The 18,447-nt window shown below is 52.9% G+C and carries 7 protein-coding genes, 1 other RNA gene and 1 pseudogene; 4 read left to right on the plus strand and 5 right to left on the minus strand.

Going from position 1 to position 18,447, the window contains the following annotated elements:
* Nucleotides 1–18: 18 nt before the first annotated feature.
* Nucleotides 19–1,704, plus strand: coding sequence for a hypothetical protein (locus tag C5Y83_RS02175; protein ID WP_233207045.1), 1,686 nt, complete (start codon nt 19–21; stop codon nt 1,702–1,704).
* A gap of 25 nt (nt 1,705–1,729) precedes the next feature.
* Here C5Y83_RS02175 and C5Y83_RS02180 read toward each other — a convergent pair whose 3' ends face one another.
* From C5Y83_RS02180 to C5Y83_RS02185, 3 genes and pseudogenes are all read right to left on the minus strand, one after another.
* Nucleotides 1,730–2,596 carry a substrate-binding domain-containing protein gene (locus tag C5Y83_RS02180; RefSeq protein ID WP_158262194.1) on the minus strand — a complete coding sequence of 289 codons (867 nt, stop codon included), beginning with the start codon at nt 2,594–2,596 and terminating at the stop codon, nt 1,730–1,732.
* A 39-nt stretch (nt 2,597–2,635) separates the two neighbouring features.
* Nucleotides 2,636–2,947, minus strand: a pseudogene (locus C5Y83_RS30100) (hypothetical protein); the annotation flags it as partial.
* A 113-nt stretch (nt 2,948–3,060) separates the two neighbouring features.
* The gene (locus C5Y83_RS02185; RefSeq protein ID WP_105328013.1) at nt 3,061–4,800 is read right to left on the minus strand and encodes an alpha/beta hydrolase; all 1,740 of its coding nucleotides are present in this window, start codon (nt 4,798–4,800) and stop codon (nt 3,061–3,063) included.
* Nucleotides 4,801–5,102: 302 nt separating this feature from the next.
* Between C5Y83_RS02185 and C5Y83_RS02190 the strand changes: the two genes are divergently transcribed.
* A complete protein-coding gene (locus C5Y83_RS02190) occupies nt 5,103–13,310 on the plus strand; it encodes a tetratricopeptide repeat protein (RefSeq protein WP_105328014.1) in 8,208 nt (2,735 codons plus the stop codon).
* A gap of 63 nt (nt 13,311–13,373) precedes the next feature.
* On the opposite strand, the gene C5Y83_RS02195 is transcribed toward C5Y83_RS02190, so the two are convergent.
* The gene (locus C5Y83_RS02195; RefSeq protein ID WP_105328015.1) at nt 13,374–14,411 is read right to left on the minus strand and encodes an MBL fold metallo-hydrolase RNA specificity domain-containing protein; all 1,038 of its coding nucleotides are present in this window, start codon (nt 14,409–14,411) and stop codon (nt 13,374–13,376) included.
* Between the two features lie 148 nt (nt 14,412–14,559).
* On the opposite strand from C5Y83_RS02195, the gene ssrA reads away from it, so the two are divergent.
* Nucleotides 14,560–14,920: a transfer-messenger RNA gene (gene ssrA, locus C5Y83_RS02200) on the plus strand.
* Between the two features lie 679 nt (nt 14,921–15,599).
* Here ssrA and C5Y83_RS02205 read toward each other — a convergent pair.
* Nucleotides 15,600–16,163, minus strand: coding sequence for a hypothetical protein (locus tag C5Y83_RS02205; protein ID WP_105328016.1), 564 nt, complete (start codon nt 16,161–16,163; stop codon nt 15,600–15,602).
* Nucleotides 16,164–16,853: 690 nt separating this feature from the next.
* Here C5Y83_RS02205 and C5Y83_RS02210 point away from each other — a divergent pair.
* Entirely contained in the window at nt 16,854–18,338 is a 1,485-nt protein-coding gene (locus C5Y83_RS02210; protein WP_105328017.1) for an aminopeptidase C, read from the plus strand.
* Nucleotides 18,339–18,447: the final 109 nt, after the last annotated feature.

An 18,447-nucleotide genomic window follows, 5' to 3' on the forward strand; every position in this document is an offset into this window, starting at 1 on the left:
CTGTCGTTAGGTTCCGCGATGCGTCGTATCATTTTCCTCTTCTGTGTTACCGTGATTCTAACAGTAACAGTCCCCCATCAGCTTTGGGCTGCTGATCACTTTCTGACCATTGGTGGGGGGCCAACTCCAGAAAGCAATCAGGTATCACTTGAAAACAACGTTCTCTACTTTTTGCGAACACTTTCGCAGCTCGGTCGTGATGGGGAAGAGCATCTGATCTTGTTCGCCGATGGGACCGCTCCTGAGGCAGATCTTCAGTTCCAAAATCCAGATCGGGGGCCTGAGGAACTGCATCGACTGCTGGCCGAGATCGTTGGACCGTCCAGTGGTATTCGCTTTGACTATCGCACCAGCGAAGTTCCCGGCGTTGTGGGGGCGGCCGATCCAGGCACGATCGATCAAACACTCAAAGACCTCTCACAACGTCTCAAGTCGGACGACCGATTGGTTCTCTACTTCACCGGCCACGGGGGACGTGAACGACCTTCACGATCCCCACGCGGACGCCGCCCTACGGCTGCGATTGCCGACGACGATGAAAAGTCGGAAGGTGAGACGCTAGAGGCGAAAGAGGACGACGGCTCAGACAAGGATATGGAGGAGGACGAGGCCTCCGATGAAAAACTAGAGAAGAAGGACGATAAGTCTGACAGTGAATCGAAATCGAACGATCGTCGCTCGAATCGCCCTAGCTTCACTGGCAACCACATTCACTTGTGGGATCACAAGACAATGACGGTCAAGTCGTGGACCGAGAAGCTCGACGAGTTACCTCGAGACATGCCGGTTGTCGCAGTGATGGTGCAATGCTACAGCGGTGGCTTTGGCAATTTGATTTTTCGTGGCGGGGATCCGAAGAACGGCATGTCTGATCATCCACGCTGTGGGTTCTTCTCCACGGTCCCAGATCGCGTGGCTGCCGGTTGCACACCGAACATCAATCAAGCGGAATACCGCGAGTATTCTTCCTACTTCTGGGAAGCATTAAGCGGCACAACACGCACTGGCGAGGTGACTTTGGCTCCAGACTTCGACAACGACGGCCGTACCTCGTTGTTAGAGGCCCACGCCTACACGGCCTTGAATGCGGACACGATCGATATTCCGACACGAACGTCCGACTTCTTCCTGCGTGAGTATTCGACCACAGATGGCAAGAAGGACTTGGTGACGATTCATTCGCCGATTGATGTGTTGTTAGCAACAGCCGATCCATGTGAGCGTGCAGTGATCGAAGGTCTGAGTCAGCGTTACGATTTAACTGGCAGCGATCGCGGCAAGGACATTGAAGAAGCTATTAAAGCAAAACAGAAAGAGAAACGGGAAGTTGATGGCGAAGTTCGCAAACATCAGCAAACAATGGGACGAAAACGAAACGAAATCAAGTCGACCCTTAAGGAGCGTTGGCCGGAAATTACTAATCCTTGGCACCCGCGTGTAACATTTTTACTGACCCAGGAACCAGACCAATTACGATCGTTGATTTTAGAGCATGACGCCTACGACGAGTTGGCCAAGGCTCGCGAAGAGCTTGATTCGGTTGAAACCAAGCAAGAAGAATATCAGTTGGATATCGTCAAGTTGGAGCGTCTCAAGTTTTGGCTCGAACGCCGGGCTTTGTTGCTCAACCTGCCGACGGTCGCGGATGAATCGACTCAACAGCAACTGGAACAGCTCGTTCAGCTCGAGTCGCAACCGTTGTAGTAGCTGAGCTTGGTCGGCGCATCGGCTACCCTTCGTTATCGTTCCGCCGATTCTTGCGGCGGAACTGGCTCGGGACGTCCCCCATCGTACGTTTGAAGCTGCGAATGAACGACTCGGTGTGATTGAAACCACACCTAAACGCGATCTCGGGAATCGCCAGGTCGGTATCTCTTAGGAGAACCGCGGCTCGTTCTAAGCGGACACGGCGAAGGATCACTGCTGGGGAGCGTCCAACGGAGCGCTCGAATCGGTTTTCGAGTACCCGTCGAGATACATTCAGTGCCCGTTCCACATCATGAATCTGGATCGGCTGATCCGCGTGGTCGCGAATGTATTTGATCGCCTCGGCCACGATCTCATCTTGAAAGCCACTGGCGTCAGAAGATCGCCGGGCGAATACGCCGCGTGGCGGAATTGCGATCGGCTCTTCGGGGGCCGGCTTCCCTTGAATCATTTGATCGAGCAGTTCGGCTGCCCGGTATCCGACCGTTCGTCCCGCCTGATCCAAGCTGGAAAGTTCAACCGGTGCCAAGGCAGACATCAGCGAGTCGTCCTCGATACAAAGTATGGCAACGTCATCGGGGACTTCTATCGTGGCGTTGGCGCACTGGGTCATGACCGTTCTCCCGACGATCGCACTCCAGGTAATCACGCCGACCGGTTTGGGAAGATCCATGAGCCAACGTCTTAGGCCCTGTTCGTTCGAGCGGATGCCATGCTCGCGGAGCGTATCATCGCGAGGACGATATTCGAACACGTGCAGGTTTGCTTCATCTTGGGTCAGCGTCTCGCGAATCGTCTCTTCCATGATGTTGCCATAACGCATGTGCGGAGCAGGGCCGATGTACGCCACGTTGCGATAACCGCGATCGAGGAAATGGCTTGCCGACATCCTCGCGCACGCCCGCTGATCGGAAACGACGCAAGGAAACTTTTGCGAGTGCTCTCGCATCCACGAGACATTAACGCATGGAATCTTTCGCCGAGAAATGCTTCGGACCAAGCTGGAACTGGTCAAACGCCCGATGACGCCGTGGCCGCGCCAATCTGGCGGTAACTGTAGAACATCCCAGAATCCGTGCGGCTCGATGAAACAGTCCCAGCCCCCCTGCTCTGCTGCGTAGTCTGCCACCCCACGCAAAACTTCGCGGCTCCATTCTGTCGCCGTCTGGACGATCAATGCGATTGAACGCCTGGCGGGCACTCCCAAGAGTGACGTGCTAATCGGATCCGGCTTTCCCATCGACGAGCGTGGCTTCTTTCAGGAGGTGCGTGATGACCGTGCATTGGGTCAATATACACGCTCTTTTTACCAAGTCGATGGTGACGGATTGTGAAGAATTCGTGACGGTGCGATTATCGCAGCGGCGCGCCTTCGGGCGAACGAGTGATCACGTTGTATTGGGGATCAAAGTACCAATACATTCCGCCTGGGCTTGTCATGTCAAGCAGCCACTTACGGTCTCGCGGCGAACGAGTATTCTGCATCAATGCGTAAATGTCGCTAATGACTGACTTGTTATCGCCGTAATATGCATGTCCCAGAAGGCTCGTATCAATCTTGGTTACGTCGATTGTGTCGATCCCATTGAGGATTAAGATGTTCGATCCAACATCGCCAGCGCGAGGATATCCGTTGACCGCCCGCGAGGCTTTCAGGGCCAAGTCGTTTTGAGAAGCATAGAGGGTTACGTGCTGTGACATGCCAGTCAGCTTGGGGGCGATCTCATCCGTGAAAACTCGCGCATCAACGTCGGGTGCTGCCAAAATAACTTCGTTAAAGACCTTCTGGGTTCGATCGACGTCGGCAGCAAGCGATTCGATCGCCGCTCCGAATGCTCGATTGCCCATGCTGTGTGCGATCAGGTGAATCGATTGCGCACCACTTTGCTGATGAACCTTCAGCAAGAAATCTTTGAGATGTGAAGCAGTCCAAAACGAGTTCGAGCGATCAGTCACGTAGCCCAGCAGTTCCCCTTGCGATGGCCAACTGAAGAAGACCGGTGCGCCTTGAAACTCCAGGTCGTGGGCGATTTGCGCCGTGCGTCGGGCGGCATCTTCAAAGGTTACATTGTAACCATGGATGAAAATCAATAGATCGCCATGGGGCGACTCGGCAACGCGCTGCCGCAGCATTTCAAAGAACGCCTGTTCTTCTTGCGTTTTGACTTCCATCAACATCACATGGTTTTCTGGTTTCTCTTCAAACTCCCAATGGATTACGGAGGGGGACTCAAGCGAACCGGTTTGATGTGACTTCGGAATGCTGACGCGGCAAAGGCCAAGTTGCATGTCACCCTGCTGTTTGCCGTAAACAACCGATTCGTTGCTTAGGAAGCGATCGTATTTCTGGTACTGAACCCACCCTTCCTGGCCCACGACGACGGCACCTGTGATCGAAGCCAAGATTGTCAGGCCGCCAATCAAGTATTGCTTGAAGCGTGACAATAAAAGGGCAACCGCCAAGCCCAGCAACACACAAGTAACCGCTGGTAAGAGAGCGTGATACTTATGCGGCAATACGCCGTTAGGCCACACCATCGGGGCGCGGTCGGTACCGTAAAAAACTTCGACGACATCGAATGGGTCAGCTGAAGCGGAAACGGCCTTGGGATCCCTCACAACTGGATCAGCTTCCATCGATTCGACTTGGGCCATGTCGGCTGGGGCCTGCATTGCTTCTGGCTGGGCAATCTGCGGCGCGACTTGCGGCTGTTGAAACTGGCTCGATCGGGGTGCGGCAATTCGTTGACGTGGGGTGGAACGTTCTACGCTTTGCGGCGCCAAGGCAGGCGGTTGGTAGGGGGAAGTGGCCGACTCAGGTTGAGGAACTTGCCCCTGAGGGACTGGTTGCGTCAAAGGAGACGTTGCTGGTTGTTGAAGAGGTGCCGTCTGCTGACGAAGATCGGGATTTGGGGTAATCGGTGGTGGATCGGATGATTGAGCGACGGTGTCAGGCGTTTCTGCTTCTGGTGCGGACTTCTCTCCAGAGCTACAGCCGATGAGAGTCCCCAGAAGTGTGGCGCTGAGGATCAGCGCCCATGCCAGATTGATGGTCGAGTTGTGAGCCCAAGTTGGTTGCATGCGTCGCTGCATTACCCCAAACCTCTTGTCCTATCCAAATCAACAGGCCGCTTTGCGGCAAAAGTGGGGGTGGATCGTACTGAGGAAGCAGCATCTGAGAAAGATCGATTTTCGCCACCTAACCATATCGTTCGTGGTAGTTTCGAGCTGGCTAAATTCTTGCCTGATTGAGACTTATGACCTAGAACACATGTGTCATGCTTGGCCGCTTAAGATTCTGACTTTGGGCAAAACCAATTCCTGGTCATCTTCGTCTAGATCTTAGGACTAGTGCTAATCACCCCAACTCCTCACTTCTTTTGCCCCGGGAACGTATGATGTTGGCTCTTGCTCGGACCTCGGCCTGGACGCTGTTACTTGTCTTATTGCTGGCCCCTTTTGCCTTTGCTGCGGAAAGTGACGTGGCGGATGTAAATGAAGACGATAAAACGCTTTACGTACTTGCTCCGACCTCCATTCGCGAGGCGATGCAGGATCGCAAATACGACGAAGCGGTTCAATTGATCGATGCCGAACTGGCAAAAGGTGGTGGAGACAACGAGCAACTGCTGTATCTCAAAGGCCGAGCATTGCATTTTGCCGGCAAGTACGAGGAAGCGGTACGCACCTTCGAAGAGCAGTTGAAACGCTTCCCAGACTCTCGCTGGACACGTAAAGCGAAATTTGCGATTGGGTTGGCTTATGCCCGTCAGGGGGATTATCGCAATGCTGAGGTCGCCTACCGGGAGCAAGCGACCTACTTATTATCGCTCGATCGAAAAGAAGAAGTCGCGGATATCTATCTAAGCTTGGCCCGTCTAGCATTCGATTGTGGCGAAGAAACGAAAGACCAAAGCGAATACGGCAAGGCCCTCCAGTTCTATCAAAAGGCACTGGAAGTCGGACCGAAACCCAGGACGCAAGACAAGATCAATCTGCAGATCGCCCGAAGTCATGATCACATGGGGCAACAAGGTCCAGCGATTGAAGTCTACCGAAAGCTGGTCGCCGATAGCGAGGATGACAGCATCCGCTTAACCGCCCGATACGAGCTTGGCGATCTTTATCTGAAAACTGGGCAACATGCCGAAGCCCGCAAGACATGGGAAGACTTGCTGGCACTTCACGACGGTGAGAATTCGGATTTACTGCCCAAAGCATCGTTCCGCCTGGCTGAGACTTATCACTTTCCCAATCCGCCGAGTGACCAAGATCTAGACCTTGGTGTCGCTGCGTTAGAGGATTACTTGGCCAAATATCCCGAGCATGAAAGCGTGCCCGAAGCTCACTTTCAGCTGGCTCGCGCATACTCGAACCGTGGCCGAGGAAACGACGCCGTTGCGGCACTCAAGTCTTTCCTGGAGATCGAACAGTTTGCCGATACGGACGCCTACGCCGATGCTCGATTCTTGCTTGGTTCGATTTACGCACAGCAAAACAAGTTTGACGAAGCGGTTGCCGCCTGGAGCGAATACCTGTCGAAGCATCCGACTCACTCCAAGTGGAGTGAAGCTCAGCAGCGGATCATCAACATTCAGTATCAAAAGGCCGAGTTCGCTTACGCGGAAAAGGAATACGACGCAGCACGCAAGCTATGGCGTGAGTTTCTGCTTCGTTACCCGATTGACTCGCGAGCCCAGCAGATTCAGTTTCGGATCGGTCAAAGCTACTTCGAGCAAGAGAATTGGAAGGAAGCGATCGCGACTTGGAAGCAACTTGCCAGTAAGTTCCCAGGCAGCGAAATCGCCGCGAATGCCCAGTTTCAAATTGCGTTAACGACCGAAGAAAAGCTCGGGAAGTTGGCCGATGCCCTCGAGCTTTACAAGCAATTGGACAAAACCTCCTATGCAGCCGCCGCCCAGCAGCGGATCACGCTTCTCACCGGCGAGCAGTTGGAAGTCGTCACGCTTCGGAAGTTCCGTTCCAACCAAAAACCTTCGATCCAGTTGAAGACCCGCAATCTGGAGAAGGTGACGGTTCAAATTTATCCGATCGACCTGGAAACGTACTTCCGCAAGATGCAGACGACCGGCGGCATCGAAAGCCTCGATATCGCACTGATCGATCCAGCCGAGAGTTTTACGTTTGAGGTGCCTGAGTACGAAAAGTATCGACTCGATACCAATACGGTCGAGATTCCCATCCATGCGCCCAATGGGAAGGATGCGGACAAACAAGCCGAAGCTGGCGTGGTGGCGGTGACCATCACGGGGGAAAAGCGAGAAGCAACCACGGTCGTCTTGCAAAGCGACTTGGACATGATCGTCAAAAGCTCGCGTGACGAAGTATTCGTCTACGCTCAGAACATGCGAACGAGCAAACCATGGGGTGACGTCCGGCTGCTGCTTTCCAACGGGAGCGAAGTTTTCGCCGAGGCCTCGACCGGCGAAGACGGCGTGTATCGAGCCAAGCGGGATGAGTTGCACGGTTCGAGTGACATTCGCGTCCTTGGCATCAGTGGCGGACATTCGGCAGCCAATATTGTGAATCTGAACGGTTTAGAGATGGCTCGTGGTTTGGAACGCCGTGGTTATCTCTACACCGATCGTCCCGCCTATCGACCAGGGCAACTGGTCCACTTACGTGGCATCATTCGGCACGTGAAAGAGGACCGCTACATGGTTCCTGTGGGTGAAGCATTCGAATTGGAAGTCGTGGATCCGCGTGGTCGATCACTGCTCGTCCAAGAGGTGAAGCTGAACGACTTCGGTTCGGCTGGCGGACATCTAATCCTCCCCAGCGAATCGGCCGTTGGGCAGTATCAGTTGGTGATGAAGTCAGCAAAGGATAAGAGCGAAGTTTATCGCGGCAACTTCCAAGTGGCTGAGTTCCAACTTCCCCGGATCTTCCTCGACATCGAATTGGAAGAGAGCGTTTACTACCGGGGCGAGGTCGTCAAAGGGAAGATCGTTGCCAAATATTATCACGGCGATCCTGTCATTGATCGCAATGTGCAGTACTTCCTGGACGGCAAGCAGGTCGAAGCGAAAACTGACAACAAGGGAGAGGTGGCGTTTGAGATGCCAACCCGCGACTTGCGAGATTCTAAGGTCGTTCAAATCCAAGCTCGGATGCCTGGTGAAGAAGCCGCGACCGCGAAGAGTGTCTTCATCTCCTCGGTCGGGTTCACGATGAACGCTTCCCTTGTGCGTGACACCTACCTTTCTGGTGAGTCGTTTGATGTCACCGCGACGGTCAAGGATCTGGAAGGGGAGCCGCTCGCGACCGATCTCACCCTATCCGTCCTGCGACTGGCCAGTGATAAGGCGAACCGCTCGCAAGAGGTTTTGGTATCCAAGCATGATCTTAAGTCGAACGAAGATGGCGAGGCTCGACATACCGTCATGCTGGAAAAGGGAGGTCGCTACATCCTGCGATTCACTGGGGTCGATCGTTTTGATCATGACATCAGCGCCCAAACCGCAGTGAATATCTCTGACGAAAACGATCGAATCCGGCTTCATATCTTAGCCGATCGTCACTTGCTAAAGTCGGGTGACAAGGCTTCGGTCAATGTGCATTGGCGTGGTGAGCCGACTTTGGCGCTGGTTACCTTCGAGGGCTCTAAGATTCTCGATTATCGCCTTGTCGAGCTGAAAAACGGGAAGAACGACTTGAAGTTCGATATCGATACGTTTCTGGCTCCCAATTTTCAGCTGGCGATCGCAGCGATGACCGACGTTACCAACGAAGAGATGGTAAAGGACGGAAAGCCTACCCCACTGCGATTTCACACTGCCAGCAGTGACTTTCAGGTGCAGCGTGATCTACGGATTGAATTGACGCTACCAGAGAATGCTCGTCCTGGTGAGAAGGTTACCGCACAGTTGCGCACGACCGATGCCCTGGGCAATCCTCTACCTGCCGAGCTAAGCCTGGCGCTTGTCGAGAAAAGCTTGCTCGATCAATTCCCTCCGAACTGGGCGAAACCAAGTGATTTCTGGCAAGGCAATCCGCGAGTGTTTGCGATGCGAGCCACTTCCAGCATCGATTTCCACTATCAACCCGCGACCGAAGAAATCAACCAACGTTTGTTGGAGGAAACAGAGCGGTTGATGGCTGAGCGAGAAATGCGTGATGAGCTTGACGATTTCGCTGGCGAGCCTCGCGAAGAAGCATTGATGGAAGGATTCGACGCGATTGATGCCCCCGCGCGTGCCGGCAATAGCGGAGCTGGTCAATATGGCTATTATGGTGGTAATGCTAACCGTTTCGGAGTCGATCCCAGCAATGCCCCCGCTCTTCCGCAAATGCAAAGCGGATGGGCTGGTAACCAGCGACCCAATGCTGTCGCTGGACGTATCGATACCGATGGCATCCGTAAGCAATCAGCAATGGATAGTTCCCTCTACTCGATGGACTTCCTCCAGTCGGCTGAAAAAGCAAAGCTGTCGTTTAGTCGACGAGCTCTGGGAGATGCGGTCACTTGGGAAGAGACCAAGTCAATCAGCCAGAATGCTTGGTATTTCAACACCCAAGGGAATTCGCAGCTTGGCCTCCAGATAATCGACGCCAATGGTCGTTACTCCAATCGGGCAATCAGCCTTGATCAAGGAGCAGAAGCCAATCAACAGTTGCTCTTGGCTTACGTTAACGATGCCCGAAAACGGGGAGATACGATCCTGGCAGGCTTACCACAACAGGAAACCGGTTTCTGGGAACCTCAGCTGACAACCGACGAGCAAGGTAAAGCTAGTGTTGAAATCACGCTACCTCCAAACTCGACCACTTGGAAGCTTTCGGCAAAAGGAATCACGGTCGAAACCCTCGCGGGTGAGACGGAAACGGAACTGACGGTTGCCAAGCCATTGTTCGCCGATTTGAAGCTGCCGATGGCCCTGCAAAGCGGCGACACACTTGAAATCCCGATTCGGGTATTCAAGAAGGATGGAAAGCCAGGAAAGGTAGAACTTGAGCTAGAGTTCGCGATCGGTGAGAAGAGGGTTACCCAATCAAAAACGATCGAGTTCCAAGAGAACAACGAGCATGACCTTTTAATTCCGCTCGAGATCGATCCAGCTTCGGTAAAAAATGCAACTTCCGCCGAGGCAACTTTTCAGCTCACCGTTAAGTCTGGTGACGTGGCGGATGTTGTTCGGCGGACGGTCCCCATCCGACAGCGGACGTACCGCGTGGTGCGTTCAGCCGCCGGGAAAGCGGCCAGCGACATGACTGCGATCGTCAACTATCCCGAAGGAATGCCCTGGGAGAATCCGCAACTCGAAATCATCATCGGACCAAACGTTCGTACGGACTTGCTTAGTGTGTTGTCTCCGCCTGTGATGCCGATCTATCGCTGCGGAACCGTTTCGTCGACACCGATCGACACGACCACCAGCGATATCCTGGCAGGCCTGGCCCTCGAGAAATTGCTTTCGCAAAGTCCGGATGGCGGCGGTCCTGCGCTTGACTCTGTGAAGTCGTCAGTCAATTCTTCCATCGCTTCGCTGATTGTGATGCAAAACGGCGAAGGAGGATTCAGTTGGAGTGGTGCTCAAACCGGAACCAACCGCTATTCGACTGCTCGGGCAGTGTGGGCTCTGGCCGCTGCCAAGAAGGCTGGATACCGTATCGATGCCGATCTGCTGCAAAAGAGTGTGTATGCCCTTAAGAACGAGATCCCCAAGCTGGCCGTGGGAGACTACGATAGCAAGGCGACCATCCTGCACGCTTTGACAATCGCCGGCAGTGGCGACTTCTCGCTTGCCAACCAGCTTCATCGCAACCGGCCTTCTCTGTCGGCGGCAGGATGCGCGTACTTGGCGCTGACGTTCGCCGCGATGGATCGATCGGATACCGCCCGCGAATTGGCCGACTTGGCGAAGAGCAAACTGGGGCAAACTGACGTTGCCGGCTGGAACAGTTCGACAGTCGAAGCCAAGGCGTTGTACGCACTGTGTGTCTTAGAGACTCAGCCGAAATCGCCTGAGATGGCGCGGATTGCCAAGGATGTGATGCAGCAGCGAACAGGGCATCGGTGGCAGCCAGATAAAGCAACAGGACCTGCGATGCTCGCGATCTGTGGTTGGGCGGCCGGACAGCAGCTTGCTGCCGATGAATATCAATTAACGATTTTGGTGAATGACCAAGAGGTCGAAACGCTTAAGATCGATGCCAAGAGCATCACGCAGTCGGTAAAAATTCCGGCTGATTTACTGAAACGTGAGAAAGAGGAAACGGTTCGATTTCGATTGGCAGGGCGCGGCGAGTTCACCTATCGCTGTCAGCTTTCGGCCGACGTACCGTTGGATAAGCTCAAGTCAAACACTTCACGCTGGTATCTCCGCCGCTATTACGATCCGGCTCCGGTTCGTTTCGATGGTGAGGAGATTCCGAGTGGGTTTGGCGTCGTTAGCGGGAGCTATCAATCGTTCCGCAATGACCTTTCGCAGCTGCCGGTTGCCGAGCGAGGCAAGGTTCGTCTCCATCTGTATCGCTCGAATGTTCGTAACGACGATGATGAGCAGCAGATGGAATACATTGTTATTACCGAGCCGATTCCAGCAGGGACGACGATCGATCCAAACTCGCTGCGTGGTAACTACGAACGTTACGAGATCCATCCTGGTTACGTCGTATTCTACGTTGGTCCGAGTCGCGGATCCCGTAGCATCTATTACGACTTGGTCGGTATTCAGCCCGGGGATTTCTACGTTGGTCCGACATTGGCCCAAGATGTTTATCAGCCAGAGTCATTGGCGGTCGGCGAGTCGAAGTCGATCATGGTGTTACCTGCTGGTGAAGAAAGTGGTGACGAGTATCGACTCACGCCGCAGGAACTGTATGAACTTGGGAAGCGGAAGTTTGCCAAGGGAGACATTCAAGAAGCCCAGAAAAACTTGACCGAACTGTTCAGCAACTGGGCGCTACACAACGACCCATTCCGAGACACTGTGAAGATGCTGTTCGACATTCATCTACAGCAATCACATTCTGCCGATGCGGTGAAGTTCTTCGAGATTCTGATCGAGAAGTTTCCTGACGAGCAGATCCCATTTGCCAAGCTGTTAAAGGTCGGGGATGCCTACAACGAATTAGGCGAATACGAACGGAGTTACTTGGTTTTCCGGGCGACCGTCGAAGCGAACTTCATGGTCGAAAGCCAGGTTGCTGGATTTCTGGTCGACAAGGGTGAGATGATTCGCAGCATTAAGGTGATGGAAGACCTGCTCCGCGATACACCGCAGGAACCATACGCTGCGATTGCCGAGTACGCGTTGGCCACCGACGTGTATACCAACGCGAGTACAGCAGCCGCATCGAAGGAAGGTAAAAACCTTCGGCTGAATAAGGTTCACTTCCAGAAGAAGTCGCTGCAAATGCTCGAGCAGTTCCTAACGACCCATCCAGAAGATCCTTCCGCAGACGAGGCCGCATTCGCCCTAGCTTCCGGAATGACAGAACTGGAGCAGTATGAGCCGACGATCAAACTGTGTGAACAATACAGTCGTCGCTATCCGAAAAGCGAGCATTTGAGTAGTTACTGGTATCTCACCGCCTTCTGTCACTTCGCTCTCAGCCAGCCGCAAGAAGCCTTGCAAATGTCGGAAAAGGTGGCGGAAAGTGTTCCTGCCGCTGCTCAGAATGCCGATACTGTTGCCGCGCAGAATCGTTGGCGTGCGATCTATATCATGGGTCAAATCCATCACTCGCTAAATCAAGCCGCTCAGGCAATCGACGACTACAAGCAAGTGAAAGATCGTTTTGTCGATGCTGCCCAAGCGATCGAGTATTTCACTCGGCAAGATATCTCGCTCGACGAAGTGACAAGCTACTTACCGACCGAAAAGGTCGAACTGCAGCTCGACTATCGCAACGTGAAGAACTGCGAAGTGAAGGTCTATCGAATCGATTTGATGAAGTTCGGATTGATGCAGCGAAACCTGCAAAAGATCACCACGATCAATCTCGCCGGTATTCAACCGCTGCACGAAACAACCATCGAGTTGGGCGATGGTAAGGATTACCAGAATAAGCAGCGAGCGATACCGTTGCCGGTTTCGGATGAAGGCGCGTACCTAATCGTGACTCGAGCCGACAACTTACATGCAAGCGGTTTGGTTCTTGTCAGTCCGTTGAAGCTAGACGTAAACGAAGATCCGGTTTCCGGCCGTGTTCGAGTGACGGTTAAAGACAAAACGAAAGATCATTACGTCGACGACGTTCACGTGAAAGTGATCGGCACTAATAATGCTGACTTTGTTTCGGGCGAAACGGACCTGCGTGGAATCTTCATTGGCGACGGAATCCAAGGCCGTACCACGGTGATCGCTCAGGCTGATAAAGGCGAATATGCCTTCTTCCGCGGTACGACCGACCTGGGACCGAGCCAACCACAAAGCCCGAATCAGCAGGCAGTAGAATTACAGCAAATGAAAAAAGAGTTCGCGCCAGGCAAGCCTATGGGGCAGAACGATGCCAAAGACGAGCTGCTCCGAGGTATCCAATCGGGGAATGGAATAATACAAGAGGAGCAACGCCGCAATCTCGATCGATACTACCGCAATGATTTCAAGGGAGGTATTAAGAACTTCAAGTTCTAAGGGAAGCCTGGGAGAAGTCATCAGGCCTGAAAGTGGACGTTCAGGCCGGATGGTAACTTCGGTTTATTTTAACCAGCGAGCGTCATGTCCGCGCTTGCGAAGTTCTTCGACGAAGCTCTTCGGACCATGAGTGCAAAAAACGGATTTCGGCGAGACCTGCTCGACGGCACTCAGTAGTTGATCGAAGTCAGCGTGATCGGACAATGGAATCCAGTGATCCTTGGGAGCTGAGTTTCGCCGCTTTTCATCCATGGCCCATCCGGTGACGTGGAACTTTTCCACGTGCAACGCGCCGGGAAGCCCGCCTGGGGTGATCGGCCGGGGGGGGATGATCACGGCGCAGCCTGCGATGGGGCGTCCTTCGTAAGGACGAAAGTCGCCCAGGTCACAACCGGCCGCTTGGTAGATCTGGCTGATCTCATACACCGCAGGATGCTGCAGCACGGGGATCCCGTTAGAGGTAAGGATCTTGGTGACTTCCTGGGACTTCCCCAACACATAAGCGGAGATTACCGGTGTGGCTCCGCGACGAATAGCCTGGGTGACTTTCTCTAACAGCATTTCGGTCACCACTTCACGTGACGGTAAGCGGTACTTGGGATGACCGAAGGTGCATTCCATGATCAGGTAGTCGGCTTGGCAAAGCTCGGCAGGCTCGGCGGTGGCGGACGTTCCCAGTCGGAAGTCGCCGGTGTATAGCAGCGAGCCTTTTTCATGTTCAGTTAGCAGCATAGCCGATCCGAAGATGTGTCCAGCTGGCAGTGCTGTCAGGGGATGTCCGGCGACTTCTATCGCCTGTCCGAACCGCATGACGCGTGTCGTGACGTTTCCAAGCCGGTGCTTCACCATCTTAGCGGTCGCCTCAGTGCATAAAGCCAACCCGTGACTGGCCGCATGATCCATATGAGCGTGCGAAATGAACCCAATCGCCTGGCGGCGTGTCACATCGATGCCAATTCGCGAAGGGAGCAGAAACAGCCCTCGGTCGGTCGCAAATAGCCCGGAAACGTGTCCTGGGCCGATTTCCGAAGGGGACAGTTCCGGCGTAAGCCACTTCTGGTGGGCATTTTCTGTCGAGGTGGTCGCTTTTCTTCCGGACAAGGAGAACCTAGAATATTGTTATGAGGTAGTTGTCTGATTCGGGCAGCTACCTCTTTGTACCTAATTCTTCATGCGTGCGGGCGTTCCTGCCGATGGGTAAAGAACGTTTTCCCAGAAATGGGTCACACCAAATGAGGAAGCTTACACCGGGGGCGAACTGGTATCGACCGGATAGTCTGAAGTGTAAGTTGCGTGTCGTGGTTGGTCAGCAGGCCACGTAAAAAGCAGACCAAACAATAATTGCAAACGATAACTTTGCACTGGCTGCCTAATTAGTTGTAGCCCCGACTGATGGTCTTTGTCGGAGAGACTTGAAAGTCGGACGCCAATTCCGACTCGCCAACGGTCACGTGGAGCACGCCTGCGGCTAAAAATCGTTCTCCTCTAGTCTTCCAGGAATCCTGTCGATTGGAGTCCTGATTGGCGAAACTTAAATCAATCGAATACACACGTAGATGCTTACATGGAAATGTCGCGGCACGCGGGTTCAATTCCCGCCGCCTCCACTTATTAGCCACTTGCTCAAACGAGCAAAGTGGCTATTTTTACAGAGAAATCAAGCGTGTTTTGGCTTGCGCCAAAGTAGGCTGTCTGCGGGAAACCTCTCGATTTTCCGATAAATGTTCTTATTCGAGCCCATTTTCGACACGGATTTTCCGACAAGGGCTCAGATTTTGGCGTGCAAATGGCAAATGTCCGCACCCGTCGTATGTGGAAGCCTGACGCCCGTGGGTACTACTCCCAGATGCTAGTCGGGATTCAGACGGCTTCAGCAAACCTTCAGCAGCACAAGTTCCCGTTGGCAACCGATCGTACCCCAACGGCCAAATCGCCCTGATGGTGGTTGCGGCCAGGCTGCGTCACATCGCTGGCTCGAAATGGGGCACGCGGCGTTACTTGGATATGGACCGACTGGATGAACCGAGGGAGGCAGGAGATGCTCTAACATGAAAATGAATTTTGCCGCGTGCTGCAACAATGTTTAAGAGCCAGGAGGCTAAATCAAACGTGCGCATTTTGACAGACATTACCACCCGAACTTCGCGTTCCACTTGATTGCCGCCTTGGAGCCAATGTAGGGAACATCATCATGGCAAAGGTTGGTGGGTTAAGGGGTGGCGGTGTGGGATTGCTTCGTGTCGGGGACTTGCCCTTCTGTTTTACTAGGCGGGGACAAGTTGCATGCTCCTAGTTTTTATCGGGTTCGGAAGGTGAGGGAGATGGTGGAGAAAATGTAAGACGGCATTTCTCGTTTCTTCCCAGTGCAGCTTGGAGGTCTGACGGTGTCAGGTTCTCCGATTCGAGGACAATTGCCTCCACCAATTCGCTCATGGATTCCAGTACGTTCACCTTGAACTGGCCTAATGACGTATCGGCGGCGAAGAGTTCGCAGTTATGTACGCCGGTAAGTCCCTCTTCTTTCTGTCCTTTAAGTCTAATCTCGTACCTTACGGACGAGACATCGATTTGCCAGACCTCCCCCGTTTCGGCTGCTCGCAAAAACAGCAGAGCCTCGCGACCTCCGATCGCTGCTTCGACGGCATTGAAGCACTCTTCCTGTGCTCGAGGGCTGCGCAGCCGAAATTGTCGTTTTGGAGATGGCCTTCCTCGATTCAAATGAAACTCGGTGGCATTTGTTGAAGCAAACGAACGGTCGCCCAGCGACGGCTCATACGCCCCCGACCTGAGACGCTTCTGGGTATCGACGACACCAGTCACATATATCACCGTTTCCATTTTCTCGATTATCATGCGATTCACTCAGTTTCAATTTTAAACTGCTGGCTCGGTTACCGGAGTCATCAAGCAAGTAATCATTGACCCAATGCAATACGAACTGCCCGTCCTTATCCCACAACTCCCCTGTCTCTTGAACATGGGCTTTTTCCTCATCATCTGAAGTCTGATCGCTGATCGGAAAGGATCTCCTGGAAGCGTGATGGGTAATCTTCGATGCTGATATCGTGATCCGACGAAAAGAATTTCTTCACCACAATGGCTGCATCTGAGCAGGTCGCCTTCAATATCAAAGTGAAATGCGACAAGGTTTGGGCAGAATAGCCCCATCAACACCTGCTCGTTGCTGGGCGTGAAGCCAGTGTAAGAGCCTCAGCCATCGTGCGATTGAATGGCGTAACGCTGATCGTGGTTCTGCTCCTGATCTTGTCGTTCTACTGGCAGTCCGTCTAAAGCGGATGCCAAAAAGGGACATCTTGTCACACGAAGATCATGAGTTTTCTGGTTGAAGCTGGTAACGAGAATCGGATCCTGTAAGGATAAGCCAGACATACAGTGTACGATGAATTGCGGTACCATTGTGTAGCAAGTCGGTGACCATCGCGATTTCAGGATTATCGATCGTCGTTCCTTCGGCTATCACCCTCCCTCACTAGATCGGATCACGCGATGGGTGTCACGAATCATCGTTAAGGACTTACTTCCATGCAATTCGACAAATGTCTCAAGTTCGCTCTACTGCTGATCGCCATGAACATGCCTAACTTATCCTTCAGCGAAGACCTTTCCTCGATACCCGGCGCGCTATCGCCTGAACTGCTCAATGACATTCGCGGATCGTTTGAGATGGATGATCAGACGAGAGTCCGTCACAACGCTGTCACGAATAACAAGATCAATGACCTCGCGTTGAATCGCGGGATTGTCGCCGGCAAAGATGGGTACTTTAGTCATAAGATTGAATCCAAGGGGATCACCAACCAAGAATCGAGCGGTCGCTGCTGGATGTTTGCCGGGCTCAACACAATGAGGCCGAGAGTCATTCGCGATAAGAAGCTACCCGAGTTTGAGTTCTCGACCTCCTACCTTCAGTTTTGGGACAAGATGGAGAAATCAAACTTGTTTCTCGAAGCGATGATTGAGATGCGTGAAACAGACTATCTCGACCGCGAATGGGAGCAGGTTCACAAGTGGACAATGAGTGATGGCGGGTGGTGGAACTTTGTTGTCGATTTAATCGAGAAATATGGCGTCGTACCGAAAGATGTCATGCCTGAAACGCAAAGTAGTGAAAACACACGCACGATGAATACCATTCTTGATCGCAAGTTGCGGGCAGACGCTGTAACGATCAGAAAAATGCACGAAAATGGTTCCAATCTTAAGGAGCTACGTGCATTCAAGAAGCAGGCACTCAGTGAAGTCTATCGATTTCTGGTCATCAACCTTGGTGAACCTCCCACTGAATTTCAGTGGCGTTACGTCGCGAGAACCAAGGAAGAAGACTCGAACGAAGAATCTAGCGAATCCGAAATCTCTGAGGATTCAGCGGACGCGAAAGTTGACGATCTGACGCCGCTGATCACATACACGCCACAATCGTTTTACAAAGAGTTCGTCGGTGTCTCATTGCAAGATTATGTCTGCCTGTACAACGACCCACTGCAGGAGTTTCAAAAGCACTTTCGTTTCAAACGTGCCAAAAACATCTACGGCAAGTCCGACATGAACTTTGTCAACGTGCCGATCAATGATCTCAAGCAAGTTGCCATGCAATCGATCGTTGAAAATGAGCCCGTCTGGTTCGCTGCAGACGTAGGCAAAGATCAATCATCAGAGCTGGGAATCATGGGTTATCGTCTTTTCGATTATGATCCATTGTTCGGAATCAACACCCAGATCAGTCGAGCTGACAGCTTGAGAATGCGCGATGGAGGATCCAATCACGCCATGGCGTTCATGGGTGTCGATGTTCGTGATGGAAAGCCCCTGAAATGGCTTGTTGAGAACAGCTGGGGAGAAAAACGCGGCGACAAAGGGACCTGGACGCTTTACGACGACTGGTTTGATCATCACGTCTACACAATCATCGTTAACAAGCGATATGTTCAGGAAGATTTACTCAAGGTGTTTGACGAACAAGCGACTGAATTGCCTCCCTGGTATCCAGGAGCCCCCGGTGCTCGTTAGTGAGTGAGCGTCTGAACGAATTGGTTGGCATTGAACTTCCTTGTTCCCTGGTTTTTAAACGATTCCTCTCCACCACGTATCTTCGTTAATTCGATTTTTGTCGAATTCT

It is taken from the genome of Blastopirellula marina (assembly GCF_002967765.1).
Classification (GTDB): Bacteria; Planctomycetota; Planctomycetia; order Pirellulales; family Pirellulaceae; genus Bremerella; species Bremerella marina_A.

What these genes read in the sequence shown, in the direction of transcription:
- C5Y83_RS02175 (WP_233207045.1), top strand. Translation starts at nt 19, where the DNA reads ATGCGTCGTATCATTTTCCTCTTCTGTGTTACCGTGATTCTAACAGTA.
- C5Y83_RS02180 (WP_158262194.1), bottom strand. Translation starts at nt 2,596, where the DNA reads ATGTCGGCAAGCCATTTCCTCGATCGCGGTTATCGCAACGTGGCGTAC.
- C5Y83_RS02185 (WP_105328013.1), bottom strand. Translation starts at nt 4,800, where the DNA reads ATGCAGCGACGCATGCAACCAACTTGGGCTCACAACTCGACCATCAAT.
- C5Y83_RS02190 (WP_105328014.1), top strand. Translation starts at nt 5,103, where the DNA reads ATGATGTTGGCTCTTGCTCGGACCTCGGCCTGGACGCTGTTACTTGTC.
- C5Y83_RS02205 (WP_105328016.1), bottom strand. Translation starts at nt 16,163, where the DNA reads ATGATAATCGAGAAAATGGAAACGGTGATATATGTGACTGGTGTCGTC.
- C5Y83_RS02210 (WP_105328017.1), top strand. Translation starts at nt 16,854, where the DNA reads ATGCAATTCGACAAATGTCTCAAGTTCGCTCTACTGCTGATCGCCATG.